This is a genomic window from Stenotrophomonas sp. (assembly GCF_059505245.1).
Map to the genome: position 1 here is coordinate 93,834 of NZ_JCACKF010000008.1, position 17,509 is coordinate 111,342.

Sequence of the window (17,509 nt, forward strand, 5' to 3'; positions counted from 1 at the left end):
CCATGCCCCTGGCCAGCCCATCGCCGTGGATGCCGGAACTGTGCCGCCTGCCGCGGCTGGCGGCGATGCTGGGCCTGGCCGAGCTGGTGGTGGTGGTGCTGGCGCTTGCGCCGGATGGCAGCCGCCACTGGACCGTTGGCGAGCTGCTGTCGGCCAGCGGCTTCGCGCTGTGGCTGGCGCTGGCCGTGACCGCCAGCCTGTGCCTGCTGCGGCAGGCGCTGTCCAGGCTGCCGCAGGTGATGGGGGCGGTCGCTGCCATCGCACTGGCGGCCCTGATCGCGGTCGTCTGCGCCGGCATCGTGCACGCGCTGTACGCGGTGCTGGGTGACAGCTTCGCCAACGGCATCAGCTTCTGGCGCTTCACCCTCGGCAGCGCCGCCACCACCGCGCTGATCACCGCGCTGGCGCTGCGCTACTTCTATGTCAGCGACCGCTGGGCCGCGCAGGTGCAGGCCAATGCACGCGCCCAGGCCGATGCGCTGCAGGCGCGCATCCGCCCGCATTTCCTGTTCAACAGCATGAACCTCATCGCCAGCCTGCTGCATCGGGACCCGGCGGTGGCCGAGCGTGCCGTGCTCGACCTGTCCGATCTGTTCCGTGCTGCGCTCGGTGCAGGCGAGGGCGATTCCACCCTGCGCGACGAATGCGAACTGGCCGAGCGCTACCTGTCGATCGAATCGCTGCGCCTGGGCGAACGCCTGCAGGTGCGCTGGCAGCGTGACGAGCCGCTGCCGTGGGACCTGCCATTGCCAAGGCTGGTACTGCAGCCGCTGGTGGAAAACGCCGTGCTGCATGGCATTTCGCGCCTGCCCGAGGGCGGCACCATCGAGCTGCAGCTGCTGCGCGAGGGCAACGATCTGCAGATCCGCGTGCGCAATCCCGCGCCTGATCCGCAGGCGCCCGGGCTGGCCCTGGCGCGGGGGGCTGGCCATGCCCAGCACAGCATCGGCCATCGGCTGGCCTGGCGCTTTGGCAGTGCCGCGCGGATGACGGCTGGCTGGAGCGAGGGCTACTATGCCTGCCAGGTGACAGTGCCGATCCAGTGAGGGGACGATCGTGAGGGTAGTCATCGCCGATGACGAACCACTGGCGCGTGAGCGCCTGCGCAGCCTGTTGGCCGCACAGGACGGCGTGGACGTGGTGGCCGAGGCCGGCAACGGCGAGCAGGCCCTGCACGCGTGCGCGGAGCTGCAGCCGGACCTGGTCCTGCTGGACATCGCAATGCCTGGGCTGGACGGCCTGGAAGCAGCCCGCCACCTGGCCAGCTTCGAACCGCGGCCGGCGGTGGTGTTCTGCACTGCCTACGATGCGCATGCGCTGTCGGCCTTCGAAGCGGCAGCCATCGATTACCTGATGAAGCCGGTGCGCGCCGAACGCCTGGCAGCGGCGATTGCACGGGCACGCACGTTCCTGGCCGGTCGCGATGGCCAGCCGCAGGCGCACAGCGGGCAGCAGGCACGCAGCGTACTGTGCGCACGCCTGCGCGGCAGCCTGCGGCTGATTCCGCTGGACGACATCCACTACCTGCAGGCCGAAGAGAAGTACGTGGTGGTGCACCACGCGCGCGGCGAGGACCTGATCGAGGAATCGCTGAAGTCGCTGGAGGAAGAGTTCGCCAGCCGCTTCATCCGCATCCATCGCAACTGCCTGGTGGCGCGGCACGAGCTGGTGGAGCTGCGCCGCGGCTCCGGCGGGCAGGTGCAGGCGGTGCTGCGGCATGGCAGGCAGCCGCTGGAAGTCAGCCGCCGCTGTGTGGCGACGCTGAAGCAGGAACTGCGGCATCTGTGAGTGGTCCCGCGCGGCCTGCGGCCGCGACTGCTTACAGATCAACATCAACATCAAGATCAACAGCAGGTTGGCCGGCTCGTTGTTCTTACGTGCTGGGTCGGGCCGGGGTGGGGGGGGGGGGCCCCCCGGAGAACCCACCCCGGGGGGGGCCGGGGGGCCCCCCCCGGCCCCCCCCCGGCCCCCCCCCCCCACCCCGGCCCAACCCTCTCTTTTTCCCGCGTCGGACGGCAAAGGCATTGTTGTTATCGGGTGGGGGAAGAGGGGTCAGATCCCTTTTCCTGCGGAAAAGGGATCTGACCCCGGAAGCCGTCGGCTGTTGCCTTTGCTTCTGCACTCTTTTTTTTGATCTTCCGTGGCTGGCGCACACGGAAACTGTCAGGGGCCGGGGCGGTGGGGTCATGCGGGGTGTCCGCGGCATGGGCCCGAGGCATGCCTCGGGCGGGTTGGGCAGGACGCCCAACCCCGGTCTTGCCGTGTGCGCAGGACAGCGCACACGAGCAAGCCGCGGCCAAGCCTCCACGGACGGATTCACGGCGTCCCCCGCGAACCCACCCCGCCCGGCCAAGCGCGGCTGTTGCTTTCACGACCCCGCCGCCAGCCACGAGGGGCTCCGCCGTTGGCCGTATCCGCGCCGAAGGCGCGATAATGACCGGATGGAAACCGTCCGCATCGCCACCCGCAAGAGCCCGCTCGCCCTCTGGCAAAGCGAACACGTCGCCAACCGCCTGCGCCAGGCCCATCCCGGGCTGCATGTGGAACTGGTGCCGATGAGCACCCGCGGTGACGAGGTGCTCGACCGCTCGCTGGCCGCCATCGGTGGCAAGGGCCTGTTCCTGAAGGAGCTGGAGCTGGCCATGCTGCGCGGTGAGGCCGACTGCGCCGTGCACTCGCTGAAGGATGTGCCGATGGAACTGGACGAACCCTTCGCGCTGCCGGCGATGCTGACCCGCCACGATCCAGCCGATGGTTTCGTCTCCAACCTGTACGCCTCGCTGGACGCGCTGCCGATCGGTGCGCGGGTCGGCACCTCATCGCTGCGCCGCCAGGCCCAGCTGCGCGCGCTGCGCCCGGATCTGGAATTGCTGGACCTGCGCGGCAACGTCAACACCCGCCTGGCCAAGCTCGACAATGGTGGTTACGACGCCATCGTGCTGGCCGTGGCCGGCCTGGAGCGCCTGGGCCTGGGCGGGCGCATCGTCGCGCGCCTGCAGCCGCCGCAGTGGCTGCCGGCACCGGCGCAGGGCGCGGTGGCGGTGGAGTGCGACGGTGGCAATACGCGCCTGATGGCGCTGTTCGCCACGCTTGATGACGCCGCTACGCGCGCCTGCGTGGAAGCCGAGCGGGCGATGAACCGCGCGCTGCATGGCAGCTGCCACGTGCCGGTGGCGGCCATCGCGCAGTGGCAGGGCGACGACCTGCACCTGCAGGGCCTGGTCGGCAGTGCCAGCGATGGTCGTGCGGTGCGCGCCGAGGCGGTGGGACCGGCCCGGGATCCGGAGGCGCTGGGCCAGCGCGTGGCGAAGATGCTGCTGGAAGCCGGTGCCGGCGAACTGCTGAACGTCTGAGCTACCGCCGGCACTACCGGAAGAAGAACGGGCGCCCTGGGCGCCCGTTCTGCTTACTTGAACTTGTAGACCACGTTCATCGTGGTCAGCGTATCGGTCTTGCGCTTGTCCTCGGCCACGTCACTGTTGTAACGCGCCTGCCAGCCGGCCTTCAGTGCCAGGTGCTCGTTCATGCTCACCGAGACACCGAAGTCGTTCTGGCCGAAGGTGTTGTACGAACCGGATTCGACCAGCAGCGTGTTGACCAGGTCGGTGTTGTCAGTCAGCGAATACTTCATGTCGAACAGGCCACGGCCGATCAGGCCGGTGCGGGTGCGGTCGTCCTCGGTGCTGTGGGTGCGGCGCACACCGGGGCCGATCTGCGCGTCGAACGAGAAGCGCTCGGTGTTCCACAGGCGGGTGCCGTAACCCAGACCGAACGAGCTCTGGCGGTCGTAGGTGGCGAAGTCGTCGCGTTCCGTACGCACCGTCGCGGTCAGCTGGCGGTGTTCGCCCAGCTGCAGCGCGCTGCCGGCACTGCCGGTGTAGCGGTTGGCGGTGGTGTTGTTGCGGCGGGTGGTGGTGCCGTCGTCGTTGGTTTCGGTCACCTTGGAGCTGGAGCGGAGGCCGAACAGGTCCATGCTGTGCACCCAGTCACCGTCGGTGTAGCGCAGGCGCAGGCGGCCGTTGAAGCTCTCGGTGCTGCTGTTGCCGCGTGCCGAGGCAAACCCGAGCTCGCCACCACTGCCGCTCCACGGCGAGGACATCGCCGCCAATTCGGAGGCATCCTGTGCGTATGCGAGCGGCGCACACAGCAGCAGGGGGATCAGCAGGGACACGCGCAGGGACATCGAGGCTTCTCCGGAACGGTTGACAGCCGGTGATGATACTGGAAGCGTGATGGCGGTCCGAATCGATCCAATGCGCGCTTCAGCGAACGTTGGCGCGGTCGCCTATTCAGGGCAGATCGACGCGCACCTCAGGGTCGTTGAAGCGCGAATAGCGCAGGCGCAGCTGGAAGCTGCGGCCATTGCTGCTGCCGCTGCGTACGATCTGGCGTGGCAGGCCCTGGGCATCCACCCAGTACTCCAGGCGTTCGCCGGGCTGGGCACCGCGCAGCCGGTAGTGCCGGGTCTGCACCCCGTCCAGCGACTGGCTGCCGAGATCTTCGGCCTTCAGATCGGCGGGCAGGGCATCGGCGGGCAGCGGGTTGCGCCATTGCTCGAGCAGGCCGGGCGGGGTCGGCACCTGGCGGATCGCGCCGTCGGCCTGCAGGAACATGGTGTCGCCGATGATGGTCTGCGGCCCCGCCGGCGTCTCCACCCGGAAACGATCAGGCGCGACGAAGTCCATGGCGCTGCGCACCGGCTGTGGTGCGCCCAGCACCTCCAGTTCGGCGTGGAAGCTGCGCAGGGCCGCGAAACGCTGGCTGGCGCCCAGCACCGCCTGCGTCGGATCGGCGACGGGTACCGGGGGCTCGGCGCCGGCCGGCGCCGGCGCGCGATCACAGGCGGCCAGCAGCAGGCAGGCCAGCAGGGACAGGGCAGGCAACCGGCGCATCGGGCATTCCATGGGGGTGGGGGCGACCACGATAGCCCAAACGTCCCACACAAGACCCGCGACTCGGACATAATCGGGGGTATGGACCGATACGAACGCATCACCGCCCTGCATCGTCTGCTCAAGTCCGCGCGCTATCCGGTGACGGTGGCGACCCTGCAGGACAAGCTCGGTTGTTCCCGCGCCACCGTCTACCGCGACCTGGCCTTCCTGCGCGATGCGCTGATGGCACCGATCGAGGGCGACGGCGAGGCGGGCTTCCGCTACCAGGCTGACGAGAGCGACCGTTTCGAGCTGCCCGGCCTGTGGCTCAGCTCGGAGGAGCTGCATGCCCTGCTGGCCTCGCAGCACCTGCTGGCGCGGACCGGCGGTGGTGTGCTGTCGTCGGTGCTGGCACCGCTGCAGCAACGCATCGAGAGCCTGCTGGCGGCCCAGGCCGGCGTGTCCAGCTGGCCGGTCGACCGCGTGCGGGTGATTCCGCACCGTGGCCGCAAGTTTGACGAAGGCAGCTTCCGCAGCGTCGCATCGGCCGTGCTGGAGCGCCGCCAGCTGGCGTTCGAGTACCGTGCCCGTTCCACCGACGAGCCGACCAAGCGCACCGTCTCGCCGCAGCGCCTGACCCACTATCGCGACAACTGGTACCTGGATGCCTGGGACCATGACCGCGACGCCCTGCGCAGTTTCGCGGTCGACCGCATCCACAAGGCGCGGGTGGTCGACAGCACCGCGCGCGATGTCGCCGACAGCGAGCTGGACGAGCAGCTCGGCGCCAGCTACGGCATCTTCTCTGGCGCGCCGAAGGGCTGGGCGACCATCCTGTTCAGCGCCAAGGCCGCGCGCTGGGTGGCCGACGAGCACTGGCATTCCAAGCAGCAGGGCCGCTTCCTGGCCGACGGCCGCTATGAGCTGAAGGTGCCGTACAGCGTCTCGCGCGAGCTGCTGATGGATGTGCTGCATTACGGCTCGGATGCCGAGATCGTCGAGCCCATGATGCTGCGCGAGCAGGCCAAGGCGTTGCTTGAGCTGGCCCTGAGCAACTACGAAAACTCCTGACACTCCCCCGAGAATTCAATCCCCCATGAAAAAGACCCTGTTGCTGCCCCTGCTCGCCGCTGCGCTGGCCCTGACCGCCTGCGGCAAGTCCGGCGAGCCCTCGCAGAAGCTGGTGGTGGCCGCCACGGCCGTGCCGCATGCCGAGATCCTCGAGGTGGTCAAGCCGATCCTCAAGCAGGAAGGCGTGGACCTGGACGTGCGGGTGTTCAATGACTACGTGCAGCCCAACGACCAGCTGGTGCAGAAGCAGGTGGATGCGAACTACTTCCAGACCGAGCCCTACCTGGATGCCTACAACCGCGACCGCAAGACCGACCTGGTGAAGGTGATCGGCGTGCACATCGAGCCGTTCGGTGCGTACTCGCGCAAGGTCAAGTCGCTGGCCGAGCTGCGCGAAGGCGCCGACGTGGTGATCCCGAACGACCCGAGCAACAACAGCCGCGCGCTGATCCTGCTGCACAAGGCCGGCGTGATCGAGCTGAAGGACCCGACCAACGCACTGGCGACCCAGCGCGACATCATCGCCAATCCGAAGAACCTGAAGTTCCGCGAGCTCGACTCGGCGATGCTGCCGCGCGTGCTGGACCAGGTCGACCTGGCCCTGATCAATACCAACTACGCGCTGGACGCAGGCCTCAACCCGACCCAGGATGCGCTGGCGATCGAGAGCAAGGACTCGCCGTACGTGAATTTCCTGGTCGCGCGCCCGGACAACAAGGACGACGCCCGCGTGCAGAAGCTGGCCAAGGCCCTGACCAGCCCGCAGGTGAAGGCCTTCATCGAGACCAAGTACAAGGGCGCGGTGCTGCCGGCGTTCTGACGCCAGCGCCCATTCGCCTGTAGAGCCGAGCCTATGCTCGGCTCTGCTTTTTGCGGTATCCCGCCAGCGGCAGCCGAGCATGGCTCGGCTCTACAGTGTCACTCCACGTGCCGCAGCAGGGCAGGGCATTGCCGTTTCAATCGACGTGGAAGGCGAGGGTCGCGGCCACCGCCTGCTGCCATCCCGCATACAGTTTCTCGCGCCGGGCCACCTCCATCCGTGGCTCGAAGCGCCGGTCCAGGCCCCATTGCGCGGCGATCTGTTCGCGGCTGTTCCAGAACCCCACTGCCAGGCCGGCCAGGTAGGCCGCACCCAGCGCGGTGGTCTCGGTCAGTCGCGGCCGCAGCAGCGGCACACCGAGAATGTCGGCCTGGAAACCGGCCAGGAAGTCGTTGCCGATCGCACCGCCATCAGCGCGCAGCTCGGTCAGCGCGATACCCGCATCGGACTGCATCGCATCGAGTACATCGCGGGTCTGGTAGGCCATCGCTTCCAGCGCGGCGCGCACGAAGTGCGCCTTGCGGGTGCCGCGGGTCAGGCCGAACATCGCACCGCGCACATCACTGCGCCAATAGGGCGCGCCGAGGCCGACGAACGCCGGCACCAGGTAGGCGCCGCCACTGTCGGGCACCTGCGCAGCCAGCGCCTGGCTGTCGCTGGCGCGTTCGATCATGCGTAGTCCATCGCGCAGCCACTGCACCACCGAGCCGGCGATGAAGATCGAACCCTCCAGCGCGTACTCCACGCGCCCGTCCAGGCCCCAGGCAATGGTGGTCAGCAGGCCGTTGCGCGACCGCACCGCCTGCGCGCCGGTGTGCATCAACATGAAGCAACCGGTGCCATAGGTGTTCTTGACCATGCCCGGCTGGAAACAAGCCTGGCCGAACAGCGCCGCCTGCTGGTCACCGGCGATGCCGGCGATGGGGATCGGATGGTCGAAGAAGAACTGCGGCCGGGTGTGTGCGTACACCGCGCTGGAGTCGCGCACCTGCGGCAGCATCGCGCGCGGAATGCCGAGCAGGGCCAGCAGGTCGTCATCCCAGTCCAGCGTGTGGATGTTGAACAGCAGCGTGCGCGCCGCATTGCTGTAGTCAGTCACATGTGCCTGGCCACCGCTGAGGTTCCACACCAGCCAGCTGTCGATGGTGCCGAACAGCAGCTCACCACGTTCGGCGCGCTGCTGCGCACCATCCACGTGGTCGAGGATCCAGCGCACCTTGGTCGCGGAGAAATAGGCGTCGATCAGCAGCCCGGTCCGCTCGCGGATCAGCGCTTCATGCCCGTCGGACTTCAGCCGCTCGCAGATGGAGTGGCTCTGCCGCGATTGCCAGACGATGGCGTTGTGGATCGGCTGGCCGGTGGCACGGTCCCAGACCACGGTGGTTTCGCGCTGGTTGGTGATGCCCAGCGCGGCGATATGGCGTGGGTCGATCTGCCCGCGGCTGAGCAGTTCGGTCAATGTGGCATAGACGCTGGTAAGGATCTCGCGGGGGTCATGCTCGACCCAGCCGGGCTGCGGGAAGATCTGCGCGAACTCGCGCTGCGCGCTGCCGACGATGTCGCCGGCGCGGTCGAACAGGATCGCGCGCGAACTGGTGGTGCCCTGGTCGATGGCCAGCACGTAGCGGGGCGTCATGCAGCGTCTCCAATGGCGATGGGGAAATCCTAATGCATCGATCGCGTCGCGCGCGGCTGCCCTGGTAGCTGCCAACCTGGGTTGGCACACGTGGCAACACGGGGGTCAGAGCCCTTTCCGTGGAAAAGGGATCCGACCCTCCATCCACGCCTGCAGCCGTGCCACCTGCGCAGCATCCAGGCGCAACCCCAGCTTGCTCCGGCGCCACAGGATATCGTCGGTGTCACACGCCCACTCGCGTTCGCGCAGGAAGTCCACTTCGCGTGCATGCAGGCCACCGCCGAAGTCCTCGCCCAGATCGTGCAGGCCGTGTACACCCTGCAGCAGTTCCGCGCTGCGACTGCCATAGGCCCCGGCCCAGCGTCGCGCGATACCTGCGGGCAACCACGGTGCCAGCGCCAGCAGGCGCGAGCACGCCTGTGCGGCGTCGCCCCAGTCGCTGCCCGGCAACGGGTCTCCGCGCGCCGTCCAGGCCGGTCCCATCTGTGGCAGGGTAGGGCGCAGCAGGTCCAGTGCCTCCTCGGCCAGCACCCGGTAGGTGGTCAGCTTGCCGCCCAGTACATGCAGCGCCGGTGCCGGGTCCACCTGCACCTGCAGGCGGTAGTCGCGGCTCAGCTGCGCTGCGCGCGGATCCGGGTCGGCCAGCAATGGACGGACACCGGCGAACGCCCAGACCACCTCGTCCGGGGCGATGGGGTCACGCAGGTAGCGATTGGCCGCTTCGCACAGGTAGGTCACCTCGGAAGGCAGCACGCTGCAGCGCGCCGGGTCACCGCGATAGTCGGTATCGGTGGTGCCCACCAGCAGGTGGTCGTGGGCGAAAGGCAGCAGGAACACCACCCGCCCGTCGGGCTGCTGCAGCAGGCAGGCGCTGTCATCGGGCCAGGGCCTGCGCAGCACGATGTGGCTGCCCTGCACCAGGCGCAGCGCAGGGCCGCCGCTGCGCGCCTGCATCCGTTCCAGCAGGCCCCCGGCCCACGGGCCCGCCGCATTGACCACGGCGCGGGCATTCACGGGGTGCCGCTGGCCATCGGCGGATTCCAGCACGGCCCGCCACCGGCCCTGCACGGGGTGCAGGTCGATGCAGCGGCTGCGCACCTGCACCTGTGCGCCCCGCTGCGCGGCATCCAGGGCGTTGAGCAGTACCAGCCGCGCGTCATCGACCTGCGCATCGGCGTAGCTGAAGGCCTGCCGCAGCGCCGGGGAGAGCCACTGGCCGAGCGGATCGTGCTGCAGTTCCAGTGCGCGTGACGCGGGGAAGGCGGGGCTGCGCCGGCCCAGATGGTCGTACAGCCACAGCCCCGCGCGCAGCATCCAGCGCGGGCGCAGGTGCGGTTCCCACGGCAGGACGAAGCGCAGCGGATGGACCAGATGGGGCGCCTGCCGGCGCACCACCTCGCGTTCACCCAGCGCCTTGCGCACCAGCCCAAACTCGCCCTGCTCCAGGTAGCGCAGGCCGCCGTGGATCAGCTTGCTGCTGGCGCTGGAGGTGTGCGCGGCCAGGTCATGCTGTTCGCACAGCAGCACGCGCAGGCCGCGACCGCTGGCGTCACGGGCGATGCCGGCGCCATTGATGCCGCCACCGATCACCAGCAGGTCGACGTCGTCCATCGTGTCTCCGCGTCCTGTGTCTGTAGAGCCGAGCCGCGCCACCCTTGACCGTGGGCGCCATTGAACGTAACGCATCGCAATGCGCGCGGAGCCCGCCGCTCGACTCGGGATAGGGGGCTTGGCTCGACTCTACAAAAAAGCAGCCGAGCATGGGCTCGGCTCTACACGCGGAACGCGGGTGACGGAAACGACGACGGGCCCCGAAGGGCCCGTCGCGTTGCATCAGTGAAGCAGGTGCTGCCTGGATCAGAAGCGGGCGCCGATGCCGAAGCCGACGGTCCACGGATCCATCTTGGCTTCGCCGATCTTCTCGCCGCCGACCTTGATGTCCGGGCGGGCGCGCATGTAGCGGGCGTCAGCACGGGCGAACCAGGTGGAGTTGATGTTCATGTCGACGCCGACGGTGCCGATCACGCCCTTGGCATCCTTGAAGCGGATGTCGGTGTCAGCGCCGTTGCCCAGCTTCTCGTTGCTGAAGCTCGACTGGTAGTAGCCCACGCCCACGAACGGGCGGAACACGTTGTCAGCCTGGCCGAAGTGGTACTGGCCGCTCAGCGCGACCGGCTGCTGCTCGACCGAACCCAGGCGGGCGTTGTTCGGGCCCTTGAACTTGTTGTCGAACTTGTCGGCAGCGCCCCACAGCTCAACGGCCCAGTTGTCGTTGATGTAGTAGCTGAAGCTGACGGTCGGCGCCGGGCCACCGTCGGTCTTCTTCACGCCGGTGATCGGGTCGTTCTTCGGCTCCAGCAGCGAGATGCCGCCAACAACGGCAAAATGCTTGCCCGAAGCGGTATCGGTGGTGCTGCTGTCCTGGGCGAAAGCGGCCGGCGCGAAGGCGGCGGAGGTCAGCAGGGCGAGACTCAGGATACGGATGGAGCGCATGGGGGTATCTCCTAATGTTTCTTGTTTTGGGCCCCCGGTTGCGGGGCGAGCACACCGTAGTCGCCCCAACATGAATCGAATCCGACGCACGTTAAAAAATAGTTTTCCTTGTTCAGCGACGGGTGCGGAATGCCTTTATTCATGGCGTTTTCTGCTCTCGCCGACATTCATGCAGTTGGAGAAGATGTGAGCACGGCAACGTTGTGCATTGGCCTGCCAGCGCAGGTGAACGTCGATTGCAGGGTGCTGCTGCTGGGCTCGATGCCAGGCGTGGCATCCCTGCAGGAGCAGCGCTACTACGCGCATCCTCGCAACCGCTTCTGGCCGCTGATGGCCGATATCTGCGGTTTCGACGCGGATCTGCCCTATGCGCAACGGCTGCAGGCGTTGAACGCCGCAGGCATCGGCCTGTGGGATGTGATCGGGCGCTGCGAGCGGCGCGGCAGCCTGGATGCGGACATCGTGCGTGGCACGGAAGTGGCCAATGCACTGCCGGAACTGATCGCCACGTTGCCTGAGCTGACGCTGATCGGCTGCAATGGCGGCGCGTCATTGCAGGCATTCCATCGCTGGGTGTTGCCGCGGCTGGAGGCCCCGCCGAAGGTGGTCGCGCTGCCGTCGACCAGCCCTGCCAATGCGGCGTGGTCGTTGCCGCGCCTGCGCCAGGCCTGGCAGCCAGTGGCCGACGCGCGGGCGACATGAAGCGGACATCGCCTGGACAATACGCTACCGACTGGTCGCGCACCCGACCCATGGGCAACAGCCTGTCCCGGCTGCGTGCGTACTGAAAACACCTGTAACGGTTGGCGCTGGACCCCGCTGGCCGCACAATAGACGTTTCCCTACACCAGATTGCCGGAGTTATCCCCATGGCCGAAATCAAGGAAGCACTTGTCCCCGATATCGGTGACTACAGCGATATCCCGGTAATCGAGGTGCTTGTCGCCGTCGGCGACACGGTCAAGAAGGACCAGGGCCTGGTGACGCTGGAAAGCGACAAGGCGACCATGGAAGTGCCGTCCTCGGTGGCGGGCGTGGTCAAGGAGCTCAAGGTCAAAGTGGGCGACAGCCTGTCCGAAGGCAAGGTCGTGGCCCTGATCGAAGTGGCCGAAGGCGAAGCCGAAGCCGCCAAGCCGGCCGCTGCCGCACCGGCACCGGCATCGGCACCGGCACCGGCCAAGGCCGCTGCCCCGGCTGCCGCCACCCAGAGCGCGCCGGCTGCAGCTGCGCCGGCCGCTCCGGCTGCCAGCGGTGGTGCGGTTGAAGCCCTGGTGCCGGACATCGGCGACTACGCCGGCATTCCGGTCATCGAAGTGCTGGTCGCCGTGGGCGATACGGTCAAGAAGGACCAGGGCCTGGTCACGCTGGAAAGCGGCAAGGCCACCATGGAAGTGCCGTCGTCTGTGGCCGGCGTGGTCAAGGAGATCAAGGTCAAGGTGGGCGACAATCTGTCGCAAGGCGACGTGGTTGCCATCATCGAAGCCGAGGGCGCTGCCGCGCCGGCGCCGACCAAGGCCGCTGCTGCTGCCGCTCCGGCTGCCGCAGAGACCGCCACCAAGGTCGAGCCGGTCGCTGTGCCGGCGCAGCCGGACAAGCTGGCGGCCCGCGAGATCGCCTCGGCCGGTACCCCGTCCAGCCCGCCGGTGCAGTTCAATGCCGATGGCGTGTTGCCGGCCAAGGTGCCGTACGCCACCCCGGCGGTGCGCGTGTTCGCCCGCGAGCTGGGCGTGGACCTGCTGCAGATCAACGGCACCGAGAAGGGTGGCCGCATCACCAAGGGTGACGTACAGAAGTTCGTCAAGGCCGCGCTCAGCGGTGGCGTGCCGGCAGCTGCCGGTGGCGCCGTCGCCGCTGGTGGTGGCCTGAACCTGCTGCCGTGGCCGAAGGTCGACTTCAGCAAGTTCGGCGAGACCGAAGTCCAGCCGCTGTCGCGCATCAAGAAGATCTCCGGTGCGAACCTGGCCCGCAACTGGGCCATGATCCCGCACGTCACCCAGTTCGAGCAGGCCGACATCACCGACCTGGAAGGCCTGCGCGTGGCGTTGAACAAGGAGAACGAGAAGGCCGGCATCAAGCTGACCATGCTCGCCTTCCTGATCAAGGCCAGCGCCGCAGCGCTGAAGAAGTTCCCGGAATTCAACGCCTCGCTCGATGCCAGCGGTGAAAACCTGACCCTGAAGAAGTACTTCCACATCGGTTTCGCCGCCGACACGCCGAACGGCCTGGTCGTGCCGGTCATCCGCGACGTGGACAAGAAGGGTGTGGTGCAGATCGCGCAGGAAACCGGCGAACTGGCCAAGAAGGCACGCGACGGCAAGCTGGGCCCGGCGGACATGAGCGGCGGCTGCTTCTCGATCAGCTCGTTGGGCGGCATCGGCGGCACCGCGTTCACCCCGATCGTCAACGCACCAGAAGTGGCCATCCTCGGCGTCTCCAAGTCCTCCATCCAGCCGGTCTGGAATGGCAAGGAGTTCGCGCCGAAGCTGATGCTGCCGCTGTCGCTGAGCTACGACCACCGCGTCATCGACGGCGCACTGGCCGCACGCTTCACCACGTACCTGTCGCAGGTACTGGCCGACATGCGCCGCGTGCTGCTGTAAGGCACCGCTTCGCCCCCACCGTGCGGCCGCAGCCCCTGGCGCGGCCGCGTGAACAGATGCAGTGACAGCCCGCCGGCGCCGCCGGGCGGGCACGAGGAAAACCCACCATGGCCACGATTGAAGTCAAGGTTCCCGACATCGGCGATTACAGCGATGTGCCGGTGATCGAAGTGTTGGTCGCCGTCGGCGACACGGTGAAGAAGGATCAGGGTCTGGTGACCCTGGAGTCGGACAAGGCCACCCTGGAAGTGCCGTCCTCGGCCGCCGGCGTGGTCAAGGAAATCAAGGTCAAGCTGGGCGACACCCTGTCCGAAGGCGCCGTGGTCGTGGTGCTGGACGCTGAAGGCGCCGCCGCAGCCCCGGCCAAGGCCGCCGCGCCGGCTCCGGCCGCCCCGGCCAGCAAGCCGCCGGTGACCCCGTCGCACCGCGCCCCGGCCGAACCGGCTGCGCCGAAGCCGGCGCTGTCCAGCGGCAAGCCGGCCGACATCGAATGCGAGATGGTCGTGCTGGGCTCCGGCCCGGGCGGCTACACCGCAGCCTTCCGCGCCGCCGACGTCGGCCTGGATACGGTGCTGGTCGAACGTTACGCCAGCCTCGGCGGCGTCTGCCTCAATGTCGGCTGCATCCCGTCCAAGGCGCTGCTGCATGCTGCTGCGGTCATCGACGAAGTGGCCCACGCCGGTGATTTCGGCGTCGAGTTCGGCAAGCCGACCATCACCCTGGACAAGCTACGCGCGTACAAGGAAAAGGTCGTCAACCAGCTGACCAAGGGCCTGGCCGGGATGGCCAAGCAGCGCAAGGTCCGCAACGTGCAGGGCGTTGGCAGGTTTGTCTCGGCCAACGAGCTGGAAATCACCGCGGCTGACGGCAGCACCCAGCTGCTGCGCTTCCAGAAATGCATCATCGCCGCCGGTTCGCAGGCGGTGAAGCTGCCGAACTTCCCGTGGGACGACAAGCGCGTGATGGATTCCACCGATGCGCTGGAGCTGGCCGAAGTGCCGGGCTCGCTGCTGGTCGTCGGCGGCGGCATCATCGGCCTGGAAATGGCCACCGTGTACAGCGCGCTGGGCAGCAAGGTCACCGTGGTCGAGTTCATGGACCAGCTGATGCCGGGCGCCGACAAGGACCTGGTCAAGCCGCTGGCCGACCGCCTGAAGAAGCAGGGCATCGACGTGCACCTGAAGACCAAGGCCTCGGGCGTCACCGCCGATGCCAAGGGCATCACCGTGACCTTCGAAGCCGCCGAGGAAGGCCAGGCGCCTGCGCTGGCGCAGGGCACCTTCGACCGCGTGCTGGTGGCCGTGGGCCGCTCGCCGAACGGCAAGAAGATCGATGCCGAGAAGGCCGGCGTGCAGGTCACCGACCGCGGCTTCATCCCGGTCGATCGGCAGATGCGTACCAACGTGCCGCACATCTTTGCCATCGGCGACATCGTCGGCAACCCGATGCTGGCCCACAAGGCCACGCACGAGGGCAAGCTGGCCGCTGAAGTGGCAGCCGGCCACAAGAAGGAGTGGGTCGCCCGCGTGATTCCGTCGGTGGCCTACACCAACCCGGAAATCGCCTGGGTCGGCGTGACCGAGACCGAAGCCAAGGCCAAGGGCCTGAAGGTCGGCGTGGCCAAGTTCCCGTGGGCCGCCAGTGGCCGCGCGATCGGCATCGGTCGCACCGAGGGCTTCACCAAGCTGATCTTCGACGAAGAGACCCACCGCATCATCGGTGGCGCGATCGTCGGCGTGCATGCCGGCGATCTGCTGGCCGAGATCGGCCTGGCCATCGAGATGGGTGCGGAAGCGGAAGACATCGGCCACACCATCCATGCGCATCCGACGCTGAGCGAGTCGGTGGCGATGGCCTCGGAGATCTACGACGGCACGATCACCGATCTGTACATGCCGAAGAAGAAGTAAGGCGTCCGCGCCGCTCCGAACGAAAAGCCCTGGCATCTGCCGGGGCTTTTTTTCTTCGATCAGTGCTGCAGCAAAGGGTGGGGCCACTGCACGGGTGGCAGGCATTTCGACAAATGTCCCCCGTCGCCCGCCTGCGGTGGTCGCCTCCTCCTTTACTTTGTCGAAACGCCCGCCACCCGCGCAGCGGCTCGGCTTGGGGATAGTCGAGAGCCACAGCCTGGCCCGCCTGGATGCCTGACACGCGGGGGAAGAGGGGCTTGTGTGCGAAGTAAAGGAGGAGGTGACGGCCGCAGGCCGGCGCCGGGGGACATTCGCACGCAAGCCCCTCTTCCCCCAGCGCTCGACCAGCCTGCTTTTCTGCTCGACGATGCAAAGAAAAAACGCGGCCCCGATGTTCCGGAGGCCGCGCCAGGAGAGAAGATGCCGTGGAAGGGGCAGGGGATCAGAACACGAAGCTGATACCGGCCACCGGGCCCTTGAATTCCTGCTTCAGGCCGACCGTGCCGTCGCTGCCCTTCTTGTCCACGTCCAGCTTGAACCAGTCGTAGCCGGCGAACACACCGAAGTTCTTGGTGAAGCGGTAATCGACGATCGCATTGGCGCGGCTCAGGTCGCCCTTGTAGTCATCGAAACTGCCCCAGCGCGTGTTCAGGTACTGGCCCTGCAGCGTGATCATCCAGCGCTCGGACGGGGTGAAGGTCATGCGCGCACCCACCACCGGTGCCACGCCATCGGCCTTCTCGTTGAGGAACTGGCCTTCATACACCGTGCCCAGGTCCGCGTAGCCCTTGGTGCTGACCTTGGCGTACTCGCCACCGATCTGCAGGCCCAGGTCGAAGGTGTCGGTATCAACGACCGAGTAGTCATAGACCAGGCTGGCCACCTGGTACTTCAGCTCGCCCTTCACGAAGCTGCCGGCCGGCACGCTCTCACCGCCGAAGGAAATGCCCTGGTCAAGCGTCTCGCGACGGTCCTTGTCGTACTTGAAGTAGTTGAACAGCAGGCGCTGACGGTTGCTGATGCGGAACATGCCGTCGATGCGCGGCTCCCATTCCTTGCCACCCAGCTTGAAGTCCTGGTCCAGGGAGATGTCCTGGCCGGCCACGGTGGTGCTGCCACGCAGCGTGTTGTCCGAATCGATGTTCATCGCACCCAGACGGATGGCGAAGCGGTCGTCGCCTTCGGCGGCGTGGGCGGCATTGGCGAACGAGGCGCCGGCAGCGAGCAGGGAAAGGGCGAGCAGGGTGGGTACGGGGCGCATCGAAGAGTCCTTGCAGTGGTTCATCAGAATGAAGACCACTGTGCCGGACGCCGCCGTCCACCATCCGTGAACGTATGGTCCACGGAGTGTGCACGGTTCAGCCCTGTCGCGACGACGCAAAAAGATGGCCCCGGAGCCGGGCTTCGGGGCCATCGTGGGACCTGCGGGGCGAAGCGTCGACGAGGTTGCTGCAGGCAGGTCGAAAGATCGGACCGGCGCATCCGGCGAAAGTTCCGCGCCTGCGACCAAAGTTCAATACTGCGGTGCAGCATCACGCGGACGTCATTGTCCCCCGGGTGGCACGCAAAAATGTAACCGTTACCGCAACTTGCGGCTTCCAGGGATGAACAGGCAGCGGTTGTCTCGCAAATTGTCCCATTGCTATAATTTGGCGGCTCGATGAGGCCCCCCTGCTGTAGCCGCCTCAGCCCTCCACTTGCAACCACGCGGGACGTCCTGTGCTGAACTCCGTTGATGCGGGTCGGCGACTGATGCTGCGCGCCGCGGTCTACCCGCTGGCCGCGGTGGCTGTCCTGGCCCTGGCCTTCCTGCTGGTAGGTCCGAAGTATGCCCTCGGCGCGCTGGCGTCCGGTGTGGCCATTTCGGCCGGCGGCTGGGTTGCGGCACGGATGGCTCTGGGCGGTGGTGCGGTGGCCGCAGGATCGGCGATGGCTCGCCTGATCATTGCGATCGTGGCCAAGTGGGTCGTGGTTTTCGGCGTCCTGCTGGTGGGGTTCCTGGTCTTCAAGCTGCCTGCATTGGCGCTGTTGGCCGGTATCGCCGTCGGCTTGATGTTCCAGGTCCTGGCCATGGCCAGGCGTTGACAGAATTCAATTAACTGAAG

Annotated in this window: 15 protein-coding genes; 9 read left to right on the forward strand and 6 right to left on the reverse strand. The window is 67.4% G+C overall.

The window, feature by feature from the left end:
* The first annotated feature begins 2 nt into the window (after positions 1 to 2).
* The 3 genes from AC5JLE_RS02665 to hemC all read left to right on the forward strand — a co-directional run bounded on the left by AC5JLE_RS02665 (position 3) and on the right by hemC (position 3,353).
* A complete protein-coding gene (locus tag AC5JLE_RS02665; protein ID WP_414615637.1) occupies positions 3 to 1,046 on the forward strand; it encodes a sensor histidine kinase in 1,044 nt (347 codons plus the stop codon).
* 10 nt (positions 1,047 to 1,056) lie between these two features.
* Entirely contained in the window at positions 1,057 to 1,788 is a 732-nt protein-coding gene (locus tag AC5JLE_RS02670; protein WP_014648511.1) for a LytR/AlgR family response regulator transcription factor, read from the forward strand.
* Between the two features lie 653 nt (positions 1,789 to 2,441).
* Complete coding sequence (gene hemC, locus AC5JLE_RS02675; protein WP_014648510.1) at positions 2,442 to 3,353, forward strand: hydroxymethylbilane synthase; 912 nt, start codon at positions 2,442 to 2,444, stop codon at positions 3,351 to 3,353.
* Positions 3,354 to 3,406: 53 nt separating this feature from the next.
* Here the strand turns inward: hemC and AC5JLE_RS02680 are convergent, their stop codons facing one another.
* Both AC5JLE_RS02680 and AC5JLE_RS02685 read right to left on the reverse strand, forming a co-directional pair.
* Positions 3,407 to 4,183 (reverse strand): DUF481 domain-containing protein, encoded by a 777-nt coding sequence (locus AC5JLE_RS02680; protein WP_032961276.1) that lies wholly within the window; start codon positions 4,181 to 4,183, stop codon positions 3,407 to 3,409.
* Positions 4,184 to 4,289: 106 nt separating this feature from the next.
* Positions 4,290 to 4,892: a LolA-like protein gene (locus AC5JLE_RS02685; protein ID WP_134966655.1), complete on the reverse strand. Its 603-nt coding sequence runs from the start codon at positions 4,890 to 4,892 to the stop codon at positions 4,290 to 4,292.
* 81 nt (positions 4,893 to 4,973) lie between these two features.
* Here AC5JLE_RS02685 and AC5JLE_RS02690 point away from each other — a divergent pair, with 81 nt between their 5' ends.
* Complete coding sequence (locus AC5JLE_RS02690) at positions 4,974 to 5,945, forward strand: helix-turn-helix transcriptional regulator (RefSeq protein ID WP_014648507.1); 972 nt, start codon at positions 4,974 to 4,976, stop codon at positions 5,943 to 5,945.
* Positions 5,946 to 5,970: 25 nt separating this feature from the next.
* Positions 5,971 to 6,765, forward strand: a complete 795-nt coding sequence (locus AC5JLE_RS02695) for a MetQ/NlpA family ABC transporter substrate-binding protein (protein ID WP_014648506.1) — start codon at positions 5,971 to 5,973, stop codon at positions 6,763 to 6,765.
* A gap of 136 nt (positions 6,766 to 6,901) precedes the next feature.
* Here AC5JLE_RS02695 and glpK read toward each other — a convergent pair whose 3' ends face one another.
* From glpK to AC5JLE_RS02710, 3 genes are all read right to left on the reverse strand, one after another.
* A complete protein-coding gene (glpK, locus tag AC5JLE_RS02700) occupies positions 6,902 to 8,401 on the reverse strand; it encodes a glycerol kinase GlpK (protein WP_197557133.1) in 1,500 nt (499 codons plus the stop codon).
* A gap of 105 nt (positions 8,402 to 8,506) precedes the next feature.
* A complete protein-coding gene (gene glpD / locus AC5JLE_RS02705) occupies positions 8,507 to 10,012 on the reverse strand; it encodes a glycerol-3-phosphate dehydrogenase (RefSeq protein ID WP_496064992.1) in 1,506 nt (501 codons plus the stop codon).
* A gap of 246 nt (positions 10,013 to 10,258) precedes the next feature.
* On the reverse strand, positions 10,259 to 10,894 hold the full coding sequence (locus tag AC5JLE_RS02710) for an OmpW/AlkL family protein (protein WP_014648503.1): 636 nt from the start codon (positions 10,892 to 10,894) through the stop codon (positions 10,259 to 10,261).
* A 186-nt stretch (positions 10,895 to 11,080) separates the two neighbouring features.
* Between AC5JLE_RS02710 and AC5JLE_RS02715 the strand changes: the two genes are divergently transcribed.
* The 3 genes from AC5JLE_RS02715 (at position 11,081) to lpdA (ending at position 15,404) form a co-directional block, all read left to right on the forward strand.
* Entirely contained in the window at positions 11,081 to 11,596 is a 516-nt protein-coding gene (locus AC5JLE_RS02715) for a DNA-deoxyinosine glycosylase (protein ID WP_032961262.1), read from the forward strand.
* 167 nt (positions 11,597 to 11,763) lie between these two features.
* On the forward strand, positions 11,764 to 13,494 hold the full coding sequence (gene aceF, locus AC5JLE_RS02720) for a dihydrolipoyllysine-residue acetyltransferase (protein ID WP_496064993.1): 1,731 nt from the start codon (positions 11,764 to 11,766) through the stop codon (positions 13,492 to 13,494).
* A 107-nt stretch (positions 13,495 to 13,601) separates the two neighbouring features.
* Positions 13,602 to 15,404 carry a dihydrolipoyl dehydrogenase gene (lpdA, locus tag AC5JLE_RS02725; RefSeq protein WP_496064994.1) on the forward strand — a complete coding sequence of 601 codons (1,803 nt, stop codon included), beginning with the start codon at positions 13,602 to 13,604 and terminating at the stop codon, positions 15,402 to 15,404.
* Between the two features lie 442 nt (positions 15,405 to 15,846).
* Here the strand turns inward: lpdA and AC5JLE_RS02730 are convergent, their stop codons facing one another.
* Complete coding sequence (locus AC5JLE_RS02730) at positions 15,847 to 16,665, reverse strand: hypothetical protein (protein ID WP_046432636.1); 819 nt, start codon at positions 16,663 to 16,665, stop codon at positions 15,847 to 15,849.
* 458 nt (positions 16,666 to 17,123) lie between these two features.
* Here AC5JLE_RS02730 and AC5JLE_RS02735 point away from each other — a divergent pair, with 458 nt between their 5' ends.
* Positions 17,124 to 17,489, forward strand: coding sequence for a hypothetical protein (locus AC5JLE_RS02735; RefSeq protein ID WP_014648497.1), 366 nt, complete (start codon positions 17,124 to 17,126; stop codon positions 17,487 to 17,489).
* The last annotated feature ends 20 nt before the right edge of the window (positions 17,490 to 17,509 follow it).

Coding starts and splice junctions, on each gene's coding strand:
- AC5JLE_RS02665 (WP_414615637.1), top strand. CDS start 3: ATGCCCCTGGCCAGCCCATCGCCGTGGATGCCGGAACTGTGCCGCCTG.
- hemC (WP_014648510.1), top strand. CDS start 2,442: ATGGAAACCGTCCGCATCGCCACCCGCAAGAGCCCGCTCGCCCTCTGG.
- AC5JLE_RS02680 (WP_032961276.1), bottom strand. CDS start 4,183: ATGTCCCTGCGCGTGTCCCTGCTGATCCCCCTGCTGCTGTGTGCGCCG.
- AC5JLE_RS02685 (WP_134966655.1), bottom strand. CDS start 4,892: ATGCGCCGGTTGCCTGCCCTGTCCCTGCTGGCCTGCCTGCTGCTGGCC.
- AC5JLE_RS02690 (WP_014648507.1), top strand. CDS start 4,974: ATGGACCGATACGAACGCATCACCGCCCTGCATCGTCTGCTCAAGTCC.
- AC5JLE_RS02695 (WP_014648506.1), top strand. CDS start 5,971: ATGAAAAAGACCCTGTTGCTGCCCCTGCTCGCCGCTGCGCTGGCCCTG.
- glpK (WP_197557133.1), bottom strand. CDS start 8,401: ATGACGCCCCGCTACGTGCTGGCCATCGACCAGGGCACCACCAGTTCG.
- glpD (WP_496064992.1), bottom strand. CDS start 10,012: ATGGACGACGTCGACCTGCTGGTGATCGGTGGCGGCATCAATGGCGCC.
- AC5JLE_RS02710 (WP_014648503.1), bottom strand. CDS start 10,894: ATGCGCTCCATCCGTATCCTGAGTCTCGCCCTGCTGACCTCCGCCGCC.
- aceF (WP_496064993.1), top strand. CDS start 11,764: ATGGCCGAAATCAAGGAAGCACTTGTCCCCGATATCGGTGACTACAGC.
- lpdA (WP_496064994.1), top strand. CDS start 13,602: ATGGCCACGATTGAAGTCAAGGTTCCCGACATCGGCGATTACAGCGAT.
- AC5JLE_RS02730 (WP_046432636.1), bottom strand. CDS start 16,665: ATGCGCCCCGTACCCACCCTGCTCGCCCTTTCCCTGCTCGCTGCCGGC.